The organism is Kribbella sp. NPDC020701, assembly GCF_055562215.1.
Genome location: NZ_JBVHFT010000020.1, coordinates 24,614 through 39,676, shown reverse-complemented (window position 1 = coordinate 39,676; position 15,063 = coordinate 24,614). Strand labels below are relative to the sequence as shown.

Here is a 15,063-nt window from a genome sequence, read left to right as displayed (position 1 = left end):
GTCAGCCGGCCCGCAGGTCCTGCACTTCCACGAGCGGTTCGAGCAGGAGCTCGGCCGGTCGGCCGGGCCAGGTCTTGGCCGGCGCCTGGGTCAGGTCGAACACCATCGGCTGATGATCCAGGCCGCAGTACGGCGCTACTGCGCCCGCACGCGTCCAGCCGAGACGCTCGAAGAACCGCACGTTGGGCAACTGGATCTGCGCCAGCATCTGCGCGCCACCCAGCGAGCCGGCCGTCGCGACCGCGAAGCGGACGAGCTCAGCTCCGACCATCGACGATCGATGCGAGGGCAGGACTGCGAGACGATCGCCCTGCCACAGCTCGCCGTCCAACGGATACAGCCGGACCGTGCCTGCCGCGCAAGACCCCTGCGCGGCCAGCACATGGATCGTGTTCGCATCCCGGTCGTGCGGATCGAGATCGGTGAACTCCATGATCCGCTGCTCGAGCACGAAGACCCGCTGCCGGATCGCGTAGTGCTTGGCGAGATCACGTTCGAGCGCTTGCCAAACACCGATCTCGGTCATGATGCACTTCGCACCGGGAGGCTGGGCATACCCAGCTGAATGGTCCGTTCCAGCGAGCCCAGCGCCGAACAGGCCTGACAACGTGCGCAGCCCGCCAACACCTTGTCGGCGGTCAGTCCCCGCTTCACCAGCTCAGGCGCCACCTGCCGCGCAATGCTCTCGGTGTACGCCCGGCTCGGCGGGACGGAATCGGCCATCAGGCTCCCGGGCACCGGGCGGAGCGGAACGATGAACGGGTAGACACCGATGTCGATCGCCCGCTTGCAGCCTTCGATAGTGAGCTGTGGATCCTCACCCATGCCGAGGATAACGTACGTCGACACCTGCCCCTCGCCGAACCGCTCGACGGCGTACTCCCAGGTCTCGAAGTAGCGCTCGATCCCGGTCCGGGCCTTCGGCGGCGCGACGTGGGCGAGCACCTGGGGATCGAACGACTCGACGTGGATGCCGAGGGAGTCGATGCCCAGGCTGTGCACCTTGTCGATGACGGCCAGGTCGGTGGGCGGCTCGAACTGGACCTCCACCGGCAGCCCGGAGGCCTCCTTCATCGCATGACCGCACTTGCTCACGTAGTACGCGCCGCGGTCCTTCCCCCAGGTCGAACCGGTGGTGAGGGTGATATCCACGGCTCCATCGAGGTCGCGCGCGGCGACCGCCACCTCGGCGAGCTGCTCGGGCCGCTTCACCTTGACCGTGTTGCCCGACGCGAGGGAGACACCGATGCCACAGAACTTGCACTGATCGTCGTTGCCCCAGTACGCACAGGTCTGCAGCACGGTGCTCGCCAGCGAGTCCAGGTGCATCAGGGCCAGCTTCCAGTACGGCGTACCGTCAGCGGTCTCCAGGTCGTAGAAGCGCGGCCGCCCGGCCGGCGTCGCGGACGCCAGGCGCACACCGTCCCGGTAGATCCCGTGGCCGGAGTCCTCCGACTCCAGGGAGTACGGCGTACTCGCGACGTACGCGGCGTCGACCGGAACGGTGACGGGTGTCCCCTCGACCCAGATCATGCCCGCGTCCGACGGACCGGCACCGCCCGGCCGGCGCTCCAGCGGACCCTTGACCGCGAGGCCCTTCTCCTGGAGCTCGAGAATCAGGTCACTCAGCCGACTACCGTCGTCGACCGTGGCGATGGGGGTGCGGGTCTGTGCGGTCTGGGTCATTGCGCCACCTTATCTCCTGACGGATAAATCCGTCTATCATCCGATACGGTCCGTCGCCGCGAGCTCCTCCACGACCTCCCGCAGGGCGGCCTGCCCACTGCGGAACGACGCACTGTCGGAGTACGCGAGGTCGGCGACCCCCGGGTCGTCGTCCACCAGGTCGCCGGTGCGCAGGTCGAGCCGGACAACGGTCAGCGTGTGGACCGCGGCACCCGTGGTGAGATCCGGCTGAACCGCCGCGACGATGGCGAGACCGGACTCGAGGTGCATCCGGGTCGAGCCGTAGGGATCCGCGAAACCGGCCAGCGGATCACCGGTCTCATGCAGGACCACCCAGTCGGCCCCCTCCGCCCTGGCCGCGGCGATCAGCTCGGACCGGGCGCGCCGGGTTTCCTCGGCCTGCAAAGCGACCTGGCGGAGCGCGAAGGCGGCTCCCGCGACCTGATCCACGGGCAGTGAGCCGAGCGTCAGACCCGTGCGCTCCGCCGCGGCGGTGACGATCCCGCCGGCCTCCGGCCAGCGATCGACCAGGGCATCGGTCGACGTGATGTCCAGCAGGTCGTCGGCAACCGCGCGAACCAGCCTGATGGCGCGTTGATAGCGCTCCACGTCGCCGCCACCGATGGAGTACAGCGACTGCTCCGACGCCCGCCAGGACGATCGGAGGGCACGGGCGGTCATCTCGTCGGTCATCGCGCAGCTCCCTGGTCGGTCCACTCGATATCTACTATACGACACGTCCATCTGCTATGTTGTGGCATCCGATCAGGCGGACGCACGACTGACGTGCACGGACGAGTTGGAGCCGGAATGAGCGATATCGCCGTCATTGCCCTCGGCGGAAACGCCCTCACCCGCGAGGACCAGCGGGGCACCCTCGAGGAGCAGTACTCGAACGCTCTGGCGATGGCCAAGTCGGTCCGGTCGCTGCTGCGCAAGGGCTGGCAGATCATCATCGTGCACGGGAACGGCCCGCAGGTCGGGAACCTCGCCATCCAGCACGAGGAAGGCGCCCGGCTGGTGCCGGCGCAGCCGCTGTTCTCCCTCGGCGCGATGACCCAGGGCGCGCTGGGCAGCCTGATCTGCCTCGCCCTGCACGAGGTCTGCGGCCGCGAGATCTCCGGCGCGGTGTCCGTCATCACCCACATCGTGGTCGACCGCGACGACCCCGCCTTCGCCAACCCCACGAAGCCGATCGGGCCGTTCTTCGGCCAGGACGAGGCGCAGCAGTTCGCGGCCACCCGCGGCTGGACGATGATCCCGGACGCCGGCCGCGGCTTCCGCCGGGTCGTCCCGTCGCCCACCCCGCAGGCGATCCTCGAGGCGAACGCCGTCGCGACGTTGACGCAGTCGGGTCACATCGTCGTCGCCGCGGGCGGCGGCGGCATCCCGGTGATCGAGGAGAACGGCGCCTACCGCGGTGTGGACGCCGTCATCGACAAGGACTTCGCCGCGGAACGGATCGCGGCCGCGGCGCACGCGACCGCCCTCGTCATGGTCACCGGCGTCCCGTCGGTCAAGCTCGACTTCGGTACGCCGCAGGAGCGGTCCGTTCACGAGCTGACCGTGACCGAGGCCCGCCGGCATCTGGCCGACGGCCAGTTCCCGCCCGGCAGCATGGGCCCGAAGATGAGCGCCGCGATCAAGTTCGTCGAGGGCTCGTCGCCGGCCGAACAGCCGCGGTTCGCGGCCATCACCACGCCTGAACTCGTCTACGCGACCCTCGACGAACCCCACGGGGTCGTGGAGGGAGCGCGTGGCACTCGGATCCTGACCGAGGACGTCCCCACCCCTGCCACCACCAAGGAGCTGGTCGGATGAGCACCCGCGTCGCCGTACGCAAGAACTCCTACAAGGACAGCGTCCGCCTCCTCGAGGCCACCCGCGCGATCCTGGGATCGCCCGGAGTGTCCTGGGGCTGGGCCCTGATGGCCACCCCCGCCAACCTCGAGACGCTCGCGGAACAGGGCATCGCCGGCGACGTGGACGACGCGGCCGCGAACGACCTCGTCCTGGCTGTGCAGGCCGAGGACGACGACGCAGCAGCGGCTGCACTCGAGACCGCCGAGGCGGCGCTCTTCGCGGCCAACGTGCAGGAGGACGACGGCGCCGTACCGAACGCCACCGATCTGGGCGAGGCCCTGGCCGAACGGCCGGACGCCAACATCGCCATCATCTCGGTGCCGGGCTCGTACGCCGCCCTGGAGACGCACAAGGCACTGACCGCGGGCCTGAATGTCCTGCTGTTCAGCGACAACGTCCCGCTCGCGGACGAGATCGAGCTCAAGGAACGGGCCCGGGACCTCGGCCGCCTGGTGATGGGCCCGGGCGCCGGTACGGCGATGATCGCCGGAGCCGGCCTCGGATTCGCCAACCGGGTCAACGCCGGACCGGTCGGCATCGTCGCCGCCGCCGGAACCGGTGCGCAAGAAGTGATGAGCCTCCTGGACCGCTGGGGAGTCGGGGTCTCGCACGTCATCGGCGTGGGCGGCCGCGACCTGTCCCCCGAGGTCGGTGGCCTGATGGCCGAGTCGGCGCTCCGCGCGCTGGACGCGGACGAGCGGACCGAGGCGATCCTGCTGGTGTCGAAGCCGCCGTCGCGCGAGGTGGCCGAACGGCTGCTGAAGGTGCCGTCCAAGCCCACGGTCGCCGCGCTCATGGGTCTGCGCGACAGCCTCGCCACCGCGGACCACGTGACAGTGGTCAACACCCTCGAACGCGGCGCCGCCGAGACGCTCGCGAAGGTCGGCGGCTCGGCCCCGGACGTCGTGCAGGGACTGGCGGAAGACGTGGCCGGCCTGATCACCGGGTTGTCACCGACACGACGCAAGGTCGTCGGTCTCTACAGCGGCGGAACGCTCTGCTACGAGGCGCTCACGATCGCCACCGATCACCTCGGGCCGATCCACTCGAACGTCCCGCTGGACAAGTCGCTCACGGTCGACTCGGCCAAGCCCGATTCGCATCTGTTCCTCGACCTCGGCGAGGAGGAGTACACCGTGGGCCGGCCGCATCCGATGATCGATCCGCAGGCCCGCATCGAGTTCCTCGAGCGGCAGGTCGACGACGACGGTGTCGCCGCGGTGCTCCTCGACGTCGTGATCGGCGACGGCGCTCACACCGATCCGGCCGGCATGCTCGCACCCGCGATCGAGAAGGTGACGGGCTCCGGCGCGATCGTCGTGGCGTACGTACTCGGCACCGAGCTCGACCCGCAGGGTTTCGCGGCCCAGCAGGAGACCCTGCGCCGCGCGGGCTGCATCGTCACCGAAACGGCGGCCCGGGCCGCCCTGGCTGCCTCGGCGATCGCACTGCGCGATCCCGCTCTGGTCGCGGCGGAGCTGTAGGTGATGGCCGTGGAAGATCGCCTGCGTCTCGCGCTCACGACGTACTCGGTCAAGCCACGCGGTGGGGTCGTCCACACCCTCGAGCTTGCTGAGGCACTGCAGGCTGCTGGGGTCGACGTCACCGTGGTGGCGTTGTCCGACCAAGGCAAGGGCTTCTTCCGCAAGGTCGACGTACCCGTGCGGCTGGTCGACGCACCGCCGCCCGCGCCGACGCTGGAGGAGCGCGTGTTCCAGTCGATCGACACGCTGACCGGCTACCTCACCGAGATCGGCGACGGGTTCGACATCGTGCACAGCCAGGACTGCATCTCGGCCCGGGCCGCCGCCCGGGTCCGGGACGCGGGTACGCCGTTCCGCCTGATCCGCACGGTTCACCACGTCGACGACTTCACCACGCAAGCCCTGATGGACTGCCAGCGCAACGCGATCCTGGAGCCGGACGACGTCCTCGTGGTCAGTCGGCTCTGGCAGGAGAAACTGCTGCAGGACTACGGGGTCCACGCCGGCATCGTGACCAACGGCGTCCGCACCGACCGGTTCGGCGCCGGGGTTACTGAGCTGCGCCGCAAGGAGCTACGCGAGCAGATCAACGCCGGTGACCGTTTCGTCTTCCTGACCGTGGGCGGCATCGAGCCGCGCAAGGGCACCGCCTACCTCGTCGAGGCACTGGCCCGGCTGAAGGCAACGCACCCGAACCCGCCGCTGCTCGCGATCATCGGCGGTCATTCCTTCCAGGACTACCGGGCGTACCGCGAGAACGTGCTCAGCTCACTCGAGTCGAGCGGGCTCCGGCTCGGTACGGACGTCGTACTGCTCGGCACCGTCTCGGACGAGGATCTGCCGGAGTGGTTCGGTGCCGCCGACGGCTTCGCGTTCCCGTCGATGAAGGAGGGCTGGGGCCTCGTGGTCCTCGAGGCGATGGCGGCCGGACTGCCGGTCGTCACGTCCGACATCGACGTCTTCCACGAGTTCCTGACCGACGAGCAGGACGCGCTGATGACCGGCGCGGGTGACGCCGCGTCCCTTGCACAGGGCCTCGCGCGCCTGGTCGACGACAAGAGCACCCGCGAGCGGCTCGCCCAGCGCGGGCCCGCGGTCGCCGCGAGGTACCCGTGGTCGGCCACTGCCGAGCAACACCTCGAGGTCTACCGACGAGCACTGTCATCCACAGCTAAGGAGAGCTGACCAATGTCGAGCAAAGTGGCCGCCGCCGAACGCATCCCGGTCTGGGCCTACCTCATCGCCGCACTGTCGTTGATCGCTCTGTACCTCATGCTCCAGGACAACGGCGCGGTGCTGTCGACCCTGGCGCCGTACGTCCACGAGTTCACCCACGACGGCCGCCACATTCTCGGCGTGCCCTGCCACTAGGACGATGAGATGAACCTCTGGCCGTCAACACTCCGTGCCGCACTCGCCGGCGGACTCGCCGCCGGCGCCGTCGCCGCGGCGTTCAGCGTCGTGGTCGTCGAACCGACCATCCGGCTCGCGCTGGCCGTCGAGGACAGCCGCACCGCCATGGAGCACACGCAGAGCGAGTCAGGTCACGACGCCGAACTCATCTCGCGTGGCATGCAGCAGGTCGGCGGTGCCGTCGCCGTCATCGTCGCGGCACTCCTGCTGTCTCTGCTCTACGCCGTCGCCCTGACCCGCTTCCGGCGTTCGTCGAACCTGAGCGAGCTGGCGAGCGCCCTCGTCGTGGCCGGCGGGGGCTTCGCGATCTTCACCCTCGCACCCGGCCTCAAGTACCCGGCCAACCCGCCGGCGGTCGGCGATCCGGACACGGTCACTCAGCGCACGCTGCTCTACGCGTGCGCGATCGCCATCGCGGCCTTGACCGTCACAGCGGTTGTCGCTGTCGTCCGTACGGCCAGGCGACGCGGATGGTCGTCCACCCGCGTCACCTGGAGCGTCGTCGGTGTGCTGGCCGCCGGCTGCGTCATCCTCTTCGCCGGCCTCCCGGCCAGTCCCGACGCGATTCCCGCCGATGTCGATGCCGGCCTGGTCTGGGAGTTCCGGGTCAAGTCACTCGGCACGCTGGCCCTCCTGTGGACGACCTTGGGCCTGGTGACCGGCACATTGCTGGCCCGCGCGAACCACACCGCCTACAACCGCACTCACCGGGTCTTGAGCAGCCGCTGACCGAACGTCTCCTCCCCGGCATCGAGCACGTCGATGCCGGGGAGAGTCTTGCCCTCCAGGTACTCCAGCGACGCGCCTCCCCCGGTCGAGATGTGCCCGAAGGCCGTCTCGTCGAACCCCAGCCGCCGTACGGCGGCCGCCGAGTCGCCGCCACCGACCACTGACAACCCGTCGAGCTCAGCCAGCGCCTGGGCGACAGCTCGGGTCCCGGAGGCGAACGCCTCGAACTCGAAGACTCCCATCGGGCCGTTCCAGAAGACCGTCCGGGCATCGCTGAGCGCGGCGGCGAACCGCTGCGCCGACTCGGGACCGATGTCCAGCCCCATCCGGTCGGCCGGGATCTGGTCGGCACGCACGACCTCGGCCACAGCGTCCGCGGCGAATCGGTCCGTGATCGCCACGTCCGTCGGCAGCAAGAGCTCGACACCCTGGTCCGCCGCCCGGTTGAGGTAGCCGCGGCAGGTGGGGATCTGCTCCTTGTCGAGCAGGCTGTTGCCGACCTCGTACCCCTGGGCGGCCAGAAAGGTGTAGGCCATGCCGCCACCGATGACCAGCTTGTCGGCCTTACCCAGCAGGTTGTCGATCACGCCGAGCTTGTCCGAGACCTTCGCTCCGCCCAGCACGACGACGTACGGGAGTTCCGGTGCCTGCGTGAGCCGTTCGAGTACGCCGATCTCGGTGGCGACGAGTTGACCCATGGCAGCCGGCAACCGCTGCGCAACGTCGTACACCGACGCCTGCTTGCGATGGACCACGCCGAAGCCGTCACTGACGAAAGCCTCGGCCAAAGTGGCCAAGCGGTCGGCTACCTCGCCGCGCACAGCAGCGTCCTTGCTGGTCTCGCCGGCGTTGAAGCGGACGTTCTCCAACAGCGCGACTCGACCGTCTTGGAGGGAGTCGACCGTTGTCTGCGCACTCTCGCCGACACTGTCGGTCGCGAACGTCACCTCCGCACCGAGCAGCTCGCCGAGCCGCTCGGCCACCGGCGCCAAGGAGAAGGCAGGGTCGGGCGATCCGTCCGGGCGGCCCAGATGCGCGGTCACCACGACGCGGGCGCCTTGATCGGCGAGCTGCCGAATCGTCGGTACGCCGGCCCGGATGCGGCCGTCGTCGATGATCGTGCCGCCGTCCACCGGGACGTTCAAGTCAGACCGGACCAGAACGCGGCGGCCGCGAAGTCCGCCCAGCTCGCGGCTGAGGTCGTCGATGGTTGCCATCGGCTCAGAGGCTCGCGCCGACGTGGGCCACGAGGTCGGCCAGGCGGTTCGAGTAGCCCCACTCGTTGTCGTACCAGCCGACGACCTTGACCTGGTTGCCGATTACCTTTGTGAGCGGAGCGTCGAAGATGCAGGACGCCGGGTCGGTGACGATGTCGGTGGAGACGATCGGGTCTGTGGAGTAGCGCAGGTAGCCCTTGAGGTCTCCCTCGGCCGCCGCCTGCACGATCTCGTTGACCTCTTCGACGGAAGTCTCACGCGCCGCTTCGAAGGTCAGATCCGTCGCCGAGCCTGTCGGAACGGGGACCCTGAGCGCGTAGCCGTCCAGCTTGCCCTTCAGCTCGGGCAGCACCAGGCCGATCGCCTTCGCGGCCCCGGTCGAGGTCGGTACGACGTTGATCGCGGCAGCCCGGGCCCGGCGGAGATCCTTGTGGATGTTGTCCTGCAGGTTCTGGTCCGCGGTGTACGCGTGGATCGTGGTCATCAGGCCTCTGACGATGCCGAGCCCCTCGTGCAAGGCCTTGGCCATCGGTGCGAGGCAGTTGGTGGTGCAGGAGGCGTTCGAGATCACGGTGTGCGCGGCAGCGTCGTACTCGTCGTGGTTCACGCCCATGACGATCGTGATGTCGTTGTTGGAGGCCGGCGCGGAGATGATCACCTTCCGGGCACCGCCGCTGTCGACATGGGCGCGGGCCAGGTTCGCGTCGGTGAAGAAGCCGGTCGACTCGACCACCAGGTCGACCCCGAGGTCCTTCCACGGGAGTTTGCCGGGATCACGCTCGGCCAGCGCGACGATCGAGGCGTCGCCGACGACGATCGCGTCGCCGTCTGCGCGGACGTCCGCGTCCAGCCGGCCGAGGATCGAGTCGTACTTCAGCAGGTGCGCCAGCGTGGACCGGTCGGTCAGGTCGTTGACGGCGACGACCTCGATGTCGGCCCCGGAGGCGCGGACAGCACGGAAGAAGTTGCGGCCGATCCGGCCGAAGCCGTTGATACCGACGCGAGCAGTCATGAAACAGAACCTCCTGAGGGGAACGGTGGATGTCAGCGGGTCTTGCCGCGGCGCTCGAGCAGCCGCCACAGCATCGGCGTGAAGATCAGCTGCATGGCCAGATCCATCTTTCCGCCGGGGCAGACGATGGTGTTCGGGCGCGACATGAATGAGTCGTGCAGCATCGACAGCAGGTAAGGGAAGTCGATCCCGCGCGGATCCTTGAACCGGATCACCAGCATCGACTCGTCCGGTGCCGGGATCGTCCGCGCGATGAACGGGTTGGACGTGTCGACCACGGGCACGCGCTGGAAGTTGACGTCCGTACGGGAGAACTGCGGGCACATGTAGTTCACGTAGTCGTGCATCCGGCGCAGGATCGTCTCCGTCACCGCCTCGGTGGAGTAGCCGCGCTTGGCCTTGTCCCGGTGCAGCTTCTGCGTCCACTCCAGGTTGATCACCGGCACGACACCGATCAGCAGGTCGGCGTGCTGGGCGACGTCGACCTTCTCGGTCACCACCGCACCGTGCAGACCCTCGTAGAACAACAGGTCCGTGTCGCCCGGGAGATCTGCCCAGGGCGTGAACGTTCCGGGCTCCTGCGCGTACGGCGCCGCCTCCTGGTCGTCGTGGAGATATTTGCGGACGCGGCCACCGCCGGCTTCGCCGTACTCACGGAACAGCGCCTCGAGTTCCTCGAACAGGTTGGCGTCGGGGCCGAAGTGGCTGAAGGTGTGATCCCCCTCGGCGAGCGCCCGGGTCATCTCGTCCTTCATCCCCATCCGGTCGTAGCGGTGGAAGCTGTCGCCCTCGACGAAGGCGGCGTTCACCTGCTCGCGCCGGAAGATCTGCTCGAACGTGCGCATCACCGAGGTGGTGCCGGCTCCGGACGAACCGGTGATCGCGACGACGGGGTGCTTGGCTGACATCGATCCACTCCTCAGGCGCTCGCGCGGTACAGGCCGCGGAATCCGTACAGCGGGTTGCTCTGGTCCTCGGGGTCGCCGGCGGACTCGGCGTGGTACCGCTCGATCCGCTCGACCTCTTCGCGGGAGCCGAAGACGAACCCGATCCGCTGGTGCAACTGCGACGGCTTGACGTCGAGCACTCGCTCCCGTCCGGTCGTCGCGCGACCACCGGCCTGCTCGATCAGGAACGCGATCGGGTTGGCCTCGTAGAGCAGCCGGAGCCGGCCTTCCTGCGCGGGGTCCTTGGAGTCACGCGGGTACAGGAACACACCGCCGCGGGTCAGGATCCGGTGCGTCTCGGCCACCAGTGACGCGACCCAGCGCATGTTGAAGTCCTTCTCCCGCGGACCCGTCGTACCGGCCAGGCACTCCTCGATGTAGCGCTGCACGGCCGGCTCCCAGAACCGGCGGTTCGAGGTGTTCACCGCGAACTCGGCCGTTGCCTCCGGCACCTTGATGTCCTGCCTGGTCAGGAAGAACTCGCCCAGGTCGCGGTCCAGTGTGAACGCGTGCACTCCGGTGCCGACCGTGAGTACGAGCAGCGTCGACGGGCCGTAGATCGCGTAGCCGCCGGCAACCTGTTCTGTTCCGGGCTGGAGGAAGTCGCCGACCTGGACGTCGGGACCGGTGACCGGGGCGCGCAGGATCGAGAAGATGCTCCCGACCGACACATTGACGTCGATGTTGGACGAACCGTCGAGCGGGTCGAACACGAGCAGGCAGTTGCCCCGCGGATGGCGGGCCGGGATCTGATAGGGCGCCTCCAGTTCCTCCGACGCCATGCCCGCCAGCGCCCCGCCCCACTCGGTGGTCCGAAGAAAGATCTCGTTGGCCAGTACGTCGAGCTTCTGCTGCTGCTCGCCCTGCACGTTCGTGGCCCCGGCAGCACCGAGTACGCCGGACAGCGCGCCGGACGCGATCCGCTTCGAGATCGCCTTGCAGGCCAGCGCGACGTCGGCGATCAGCGCGTCGGTCTCCTCGCTCGAACCAGGGCGACGACGACGGTCCTCGGTCAGGAACTGGGACAGCGTCAGGCGTTCGGTGAGCATGGGCACTCCTCGCGGCAGGGGTGTTGGCTGCTCCGAGCACACCAGCGCGGGCGCGCGAAGGCATCCACCCGAGGGGTGACCGCGGGGGTGGTAGCCGTCCGCCGGAATCACCCGTCCACTCAGCCCCAAGGGTGAATCCGCCGCCTGGTGGTGGACCTTAGCTTCGACGAAACATTCCTTGCAGGAGGCCGACATGCGCACGATGGACGAGACCGCCGCCGCGATCCTGGCGCCACCCAAAGGACTGCTGGTGGTCGACGAGTACGCCGAGGCGCTCGTCGGCACCGACCGTGCCCACCGGTTCACCGGGTCCGTACTGCGCACGGAAGGCCTGAGCGACTACGTCTCCGCTGTGCTCCTCACGCCCGAAGCGTTCGCCGCGCTGCGTCCCAACGGGCTGCGGCCGCTGATCGGCGTCCGCATGACGACGCAGGAGATCCCGCTGGGACACCTTGCCGGGCGCGGCGCGTCGTTCGTCGAGTGGCGTGAGAACCTTTCCCCACTTGACGTTCCGTTGGGCTCTGTTCACATCAGTGCGGAAACTCTCGCCGGCGGTGCCGCGGCAGCACAGGCCGCTGGGATCCTCCCCATCCTGACGATCGCCATGCCGGAGCTCGGCGCCTCCAGCATCACCATCACCCAGGCCGTCACGACCAACGCGCTGCTCGCCCTGCGCACCGAGCTCGACCGGGCCGGCGTCGATCCCCGCCATCTGCTGGTGCGGATCAACATGGTCGTGCCCGGCCTCACGAACCCGGTGCCCGCGGACTCCCAGCAGGTCGCTCGCCTGACCACGGCCCTGCTGGACAAGGGCATTCCGGCTCAGACTCCCGGCGTACTGCTGCTCTCCGGTGGGCAACCTCTGGACCAGGCCTGCTCACATCTGGAGGCCATCGCTTCGGACCCGGGCCATTCGTGGCGGGTGACCTACGGCTTCTCACGTCCGCTGGTCGCCTCGGCCGCCGAGGCCTGGGTCCGCACGGAGGACGCCGCCGAGAGTGGACGCATCCTGCTGCAGAACTGCCGGCGTGCCAGCGAATCCGTGGCCGCGGCGCTGGCCGCCGGCGGGGCGCGTTCGTGACGGTTCTTGCAAGCTACCGCGGGGTGATCTGTGACCTCGACGGTGTGGTCTATCGCGGCCCTCACGCGGTGCCGGGCGCGGTCCCGAGTCTGAACTCGATGATCGCCGACCAAGTGCCAGTGGTGTTCGCGACCAACAACGCATCCCGGCCGCCTGCGGCAGCGGAGACCCATCTGCGCGAGCTGGGCCTCAGTGACGAGGGCTGGTCCGTCGTCACGAGTGCACAAGCGGCCGCGGCGTACCTGACCGAACGGCTCGGGCCGGGCGCACGAGTCCTGGCCGTGGGTGGATCCGGGGTGACCGAGGCCCTTGGCGAGGTAGGCCTGAAGCCCGTGCGCGTCGATGAGCTAGCCGATGGCCTGCCGGTCGAAGCTGTGGTCCAAGGAGCGGGGCTGGACGTGACCTGGCGCGACCTGGCCGAGGTCGGCTACCTCGCCCAGGCGGGCGCGCTGTGGGTGGCGACGAACCTGGACGCGACGATACCGACCGCCCGCGGTCTGGCGCCGGGCAACGGCGCGTTCGTCGGGGCGGTCCGGGCTACGACGCCGGTTTCCCCTTATGTGACAGGCAAACCGGGTACGGCGCTGTTCGACCTCGCCTGCTCCCGGCTCGGCTGCGACCCCTCCGACACGATCATGGTCGGCGATCGCCTCGACACGGATATCGTCGGCGCCCGCTCGGCCGGCGTCGACTCCATGTTCGTCCTGGGCGGCGCGAGCAGCCTGCGGGACCTGGCGTTCGCCGAGGACGACGCGCGCCCGACGTACTTCGCGTTCGACCTGTCAGGGTTGCTCCAACCTGGCCTTCGCCGACGCCCCGAACCCGACGACGCCGTCACGATCTCGCCAGAAGGCGTGGTGTCGGTACGCCGTACCGTCACTCGGCACCGGCTCCTCCAGGCGGTCGTGTCGACCGCCTGGCACGCCCGCGACCACGACCAGCCACTCGCCGCCGACGCTGATTCGTGGGCGGAGCTCGAACGTCACCTAGGTCTCTAAGGCACGCTCGACCAGGCGTCCCAGGTTCAGCAGCTCCGCGTCCCGCAAGCCCAGCAACTCGAGGCCGACCGGCAGCCCTTCGTCAGTCCTGCCCGCCGGCAAAGTCAGCGCCGGCAGATCCGCCTGGGAAGCAATCAGGGTGTTGACGGGCAGCCGCCTGCTCGGCAGCTTTTCGCGATCCCGGTCGAGCCGCGGAGCCGGCACACTCACCGTCGGATACACGAGCGCGTCGAGGCCCCGATCGGTTATCGCGCCCACGACCGCGTCACGCAGTCGGCGCCGTGCGGCGTACAACTGCGGACGACCACCGGCCGACGATCGAGTCGCGAGCAACTCGGCAAGATCCAGCGCACCGGGAAAGACACCGTCGTCATACAGCTCGATGAAGGATCGGCCAGTTCTCGAGCGCAGGAAGCCATCGACATCGTCCCGCGCCACCACCAGGTACGGCGAACTGTCGCGAAGCAGCCCTGGAAGTCCTGGCATCTCAAGCTCATCCAGCGGAACACCGAGCCTGCCGAAGGCTTTGTCCACCACGGCGGAGACCTGCTCCGAGCCGTCCCACTCCCCCGGGCCGTCTGGCAGTGCGAGGAGCCCGAGCCGGTAGGTCTGCCGCTCATTTGCCCGCAGCAACCGACCTGCCAGCACGTCCAGCAGAAGTGCCGCGTCGTCGACGCAGTTGGCCAGCGGACCCGGAGTGTCCTGCACTGCCACCAGCGTTGCCAACCCCTGCGTCGGCAGGAGGCCTGTCGTCGGACGCATCCCGACCACGGCGTTGAAGGACGCCGGCACCCGGACAGACCCTCCGGTGTCGGACCCCATCGCCACCGGGACAAGCCCAGCCGCAACGGCGACCGCCGATCCGCTGCTCGAACCTCCGGCCTCGTGCTCCGCCGACCGGCTGTTGACCGTCCTTCCCATGGACGAGTCCGACAACCAGGACATCGCGAAGTCCGGAGTCGCGGTCTTGCCGAGGATGATCGCTCCGGCCGCGCGCAACCGCCGTACGGCCTCTGCGTCTGCCTCGGGAACGTAGTCGCGGAAGGCCTGACAGCCGAAGCTCGTCGGGATCCCGCGCGTCTCGAATACGTCCTTCACCAGGATCGGGATCCCATGCAGTGGGCCGAGGAGCTCACCGGTTCGCTGGAAGTGCTGATCGGCTGCGGCGGCATCAACTCTGGCGTGCGCGTTGAGTGCCAGGACAGCCCCGAGCTGAGAGCCATCAATCCGGGCGAGACACTCGTCGACCACTGCGACCGAGGTCCGATCGCCCGTCAGCATGCTGTCCCCGAGCGCGGCCAGGCTCGGCCACGTCATCAGCAGGTGCAGTACGAGCAGAACCCGGAAGCGTCGGTGTAGTAACCGCAGTCGTGGGAGGGCGGACGGGCCGGTCCGACCCATCGCCGCAGAATTGTCTCCAGCTTGCACCGCAGGCAGGACGTCTGGGTGACGAGCGTGCCGGAGTCGGGCGTCTCCCAGTACGCCACCGTCTCGGAGTCGTGCTCCCCCTGCCGGCCGTCACACTTCGCCGACGCGCAGGCGAGCACCACCCGATCCACCGCGGAACTTTCGACCAGCATGGGA

Annotated in this window: 16 protein-coding genes; 7 read left to right on the top strand and 9 right to left on the bottom strand. The window is 68.9% G+C overall.

The genetic code is table 11. The features are described from left to right. Position 1: 1 nt before the first annotated feature. Genes ACZ3HV_RS36730 through ACZ3HV_RS36720 form a run of 3 tightly spaced genes read right to left on the bottom strand, consistent with a single transcriptional unit; the run spans position 2 to position 2,379 of the window. Positions 2 to 526, bottom strand: coding sequence for an MSMEG_0567/Sll0786 family nitrogen starvation N-acetyltransferase (locus tag ACZ3HV_RS36730; protein ID WP_360368227.1), 525 nt, complete (start codon positions 524 to 526; stop codon positions 2 to 4). Further along, positions 523 to 1,686 carry an MSMEG_0568 family radical SAM protein gene (locus ACZ3HV_RS36725; RefSeq protein ID WP_465691384.1) on the bottom strand — a complete coding sequence of 388 codons (1,164 nt, stop codon included), beginning with the start codon at positions 1,684 to 1,686 and terminating at the stop codon, positions 523 to 525. The genes ACZ3HV_RS36730 and ACZ3HV_RS36725 overlap by 4 nt, the downstream gene beginning before the upstream one ends. Before the next feature lie 36 nt (positions 1,687 to 1,722). Further along, on the bottom strand, positions 1,723 to 2,379 hold the full coding sequence (locus tag ACZ3HV_RS36720; protein ID WP_465691382.1) for a hypothetical protein: 657 nt from the start codon (positions 2,377 to 2,379) through the stop codon (positions 1,723 to 1,725). A 117-nt stretch (positions 2,380 to 2,496) separates the two neighbouring features. Between ACZ3HV_RS36720 and ACZ3HV_RS36715 the strand changes: the two genes are divergently transcribed. The 5 genes from ACZ3HV_RS36715 to ACZ3HV_RS36695 are packed head-to-tail and all read left to right on the top strand — an operon-like array spanning position 2,497 to position 7,175. Next, positions 2,497 to 3,507 (top strand): carbamate kinase, encoded by a 1,011-nt coding sequence (locus ACZ3HV_RS36715; RefSeq protein ID WP_465691380.1) that lies wholly within the window; start codon positions 2,497 to 2,499, stop codon positions 3,505 to 3,507. Then, a complete protein-coding gene (locus ACZ3HV_RS36710; RefSeq protein WP_465691378.1) occupies positions 3,504 to 5,033 on the top strand; it encodes a hypothetical protein in 1,530 nt (509 codons plus the stop codon). The genes ACZ3HV_RS36715 and ACZ3HV_RS36710 overlap by 4 nt, the downstream gene beginning before the upstream one ends. Before the next feature lie 9 nt (positions 5,034 to 5,042). Further along, entirely contained in the window at positions 5,043 to 6,218 is a 1,176-nt protein-coding gene (locus ACZ3HV_RS36705) for an MSMEG_0565 family glycosyltransferase (protein WP_465691377.1), read from the top strand. Positions 6,219 to 6,221: 3 nt separating this feature from the next. Continuing rightward, positions 6,222 to 6,404, top strand: coding sequence for a CbtB domain-containing protein (locus tag ACZ3HV_RS36700; protein WP_465691375.1), 183 nt, complete (start codon positions 6,222 to 6,224; stop codon positions 6,402 to 6,404). A 9-nt stretch (positions 6,405 to 6,413) separates the two neighbouring features. Beyond that, entirely contained in the window at positions 6,414 to 7,175 is a 762-nt protein-coding gene (locus ACZ3HV_RS36695) for a CbtA family protein (protein ID WP_465691373.1), read from the top strand. On the opposite strand, the gene ACZ3HV_RS36690 is transcribed toward ACZ3HV_RS36695, so the two are convergent. Genes ACZ3HV_RS36690 through ACZ3HV_RS36675 form a run of 4 tightly spaced genes read right to left on the bottom strand, consistent with a single transcriptional unit; the run spans position 7,151 to position 11,400 of the window. After that, a complete protein-coding gene (locus ACZ3HV_RS36690) occupies positions 7,151 to 8,392 on the bottom strand; it encodes a phosphoglycerate kinase (RefSeq protein WP_465691371.1) in 1,242 nt (413 codons plus the stop codon). The two genes, ACZ3HV_RS36695 and ACZ3HV_RS36690, sit on opposite strands and share 25 nt — an antisense overlap. 4 nt (positions 8,393 to 8,396) lie before the next feature. Continuing rightward, the gene (gene gap, locus ACZ3HV_RS36685) at positions 8,397 to 9,404 is read right to left on the bottom strand and encodes a type I glyceraldehyde-3-phosphate dehydrogenase (RefSeq protein ID WP_465691369.1); all 1,008 of its coding nucleotides are present in this window, start codon (positions 9,402 to 9,404) and stop codon (positions 8,397 to 8,399) included. Positions 9,405 to 9,436: 32 nt separating this feature from the next. Further along, positions 9,437 to 10,312, bottom strand: coding sequence for a phosphoribulokinase (locus ACZ3HV_RS36680; protein ID WP_465691367.1), 876 nt, complete (start codon positions 10,310 to 10,312; stop codon positions 9,437 to 9,439). Positions 10,313 to 10,323: 11 nt separating this feature from the next. Further along, a complete protein-coding gene (locus ACZ3HV_RS36675) occupies positions 10,324 to 11,400 on the bottom strand; it encodes a class 1 fructose-bisphosphatase (protein WP_465691365.1) in 1,077 nt (358 codons plus the stop codon). A gap of 193 nt (positions 11,401 to 11,593) precedes the next feature. Between ACZ3HV_RS36675 and ACZ3HV_RS36670 the strand changes: the two genes are divergently transcribed. Then, a complete protein-coding gene (locus ACZ3HV_RS36670) occupies positions 11,594 to 12,481 on the top strand; it encodes a class I fructose-bisphosphate aldolase (protein ID WP_465691363.1) in 888 nt (295 codons plus the stop codon). Then, complete coding sequence (locus ACZ3HV_RS36665; RefSeq protein ID WP_465691361.1) at positions 12,478 to 13,479, top strand: HAD-IIA family hydrolase; 1,002 nt, start codon at positions 12,478 to 12,480, stop codon at positions 13,477 to 13,479. The genes ACZ3HV_RS36670 and ACZ3HV_RS36665 overlap by 4 nt, the downstream gene beginning before the upstream one ends. Here the strand turns inward: ACZ3HV_RS36665 and ACZ3HV_RS36660 are convergent. Together ACZ3HV_RS36660 and ACZ3HV_RS36655 are read right to left on the bottom strand one after the other, a co-directional pair. Next, positions 13,468 to 14,796: an amidase gene (locus ACZ3HV_RS36660; protein WP_465691359.1), complete on the bottom strand. Its 1,329-nt coding sequence runs from the start codon at positions 14,794 to 14,796 to the stop codon at positions 13,468 to 13,470. The genes ACZ3HV_RS36665 and ACZ3HV_RS36660 overlap by 12 nt on opposite strands. Next, on the bottom strand, positions 14,796 to 15,059 hold the full coding sequence (locus ACZ3HV_RS36655) for a hypothetical protein (protein ID WP_465691357.1): 264 nt from the start codon (positions 15,057 to 15,059) through the stop codon (positions 14,796 to 14,798). Before ACZ3HV_RS36655 ends, ACZ3HV_RS36660 begins: the two co-directional genes overlap by 1 nt. Between the last annotated feature and the right edge of the window lie 4 nt (positions 15,060 to 15,063).

Excerpts from the sequence above, each read along its gene's own strand:
- ACZ3HV_RS36660 (WP_465691359.1), bottom strand. The coding sequence starts at position 14,796 with ATGACGTGGCCGAGCCTGGCCGCGCTCGGGGACAGCATGCTGACGGGC.
- ACZ3HV_RS36690 (WP_465691371.1), bottom strand. The coding sequence starts at position 8,392 with ATGGCAACCATCGACGACCTCAGCCGCGAGCTGGGCGGACTTCGCGGC.
- ACZ3HV_RS36720 (WP_465691382.1), bottom strand. The coding sequence starts at position 2,379 with ATGACCGACGAGATGACCGCCCGTGCCCTCCGATCGTCCTGGCGGGCG.
- ACZ3HV_RS36680 (WP_465691367.1), bottom strand. The coding sequence starts at position 10,312 with ATGTCAGCCAAGCACCCCGTCGTCGCGATCACCGGTTCGTCCGGAGCC.
- ACZ3HV_RS36710 (WP_465691378.1), top strand. The coding sequence starts at position 3,504 with ATGAGCACCCGCGTCGCCGTACGCAAGAACTCCTACAAGGACAGCGTC.
- ACZ3HV_RS36725 (WP_465691384.1), bottom strand. The coding sequence starts at position 1,686 with ATGACCCAGACCGCACAGACCCGCACCCCCATCGCCACGGTCGACGAC.
- ACZ3HV_RS36700 (WP_465691375.1), top strand. The coding sequence starts at position 6,222 with ATGTCGAGCAAAGTGGCCGCCGCCGAACGCATCCCGGTCTGGGCCTAC.
- ACZ3HV_RS36675 (WP_465691365.1), bottom strand. The coding sequence starts at position 11,400 with ATGCTCACCGAACGCCTGACGCTGTCCCAGTTCCTGACCGAGGACCGT.
- ACZ3HV_RS36730 (WP_360368227.1), bottom strand. The coding sequence starts at position 526 with ATGACCGAGATCGGTGTTTGGCAAGCGCTCGAACGTGATCTCGCCAAG.
- gap (WP_465691369.1), bottom strand. The coding sequence starts at position 9,404 with ATGACTGCTCGCGTCGGTATCAACGGCTTCGGCCGGATCGGCCGCAAC.
- ACZ3HV_RS36670 (WP_465691363.1), top strand. The coding sequence starts at position 11,594 with ATGCGCACGATGGACGAGACCGCCGCCGCGATCCTGGCGCCACCCAAA.
- ACZ3HV_RS36715 (WP_465691380.1), top strand. The coding sequence starts at position 2,497 with ATGAGCGATATCGCCGTCATTGCCCTCGGCGGAAACGCCCTCACCCGC.
- ACZ3HV_RS36655 (WP_465691357.1), bottom strand. The coding sequence starts at position 15,059 with ATGCTGGTCGAAAGTTCCGCGGTGGATCGGGTGGTGCTCGCCTGCGCG.
- ACZ3HV_RS36695 (WP_465691373.1), top strand. The coding sequence starts at position 6,414 with ATGAACCTCTGGCCGTCAACACTCCGTGCCGCACTCGCCGGCGGACTC.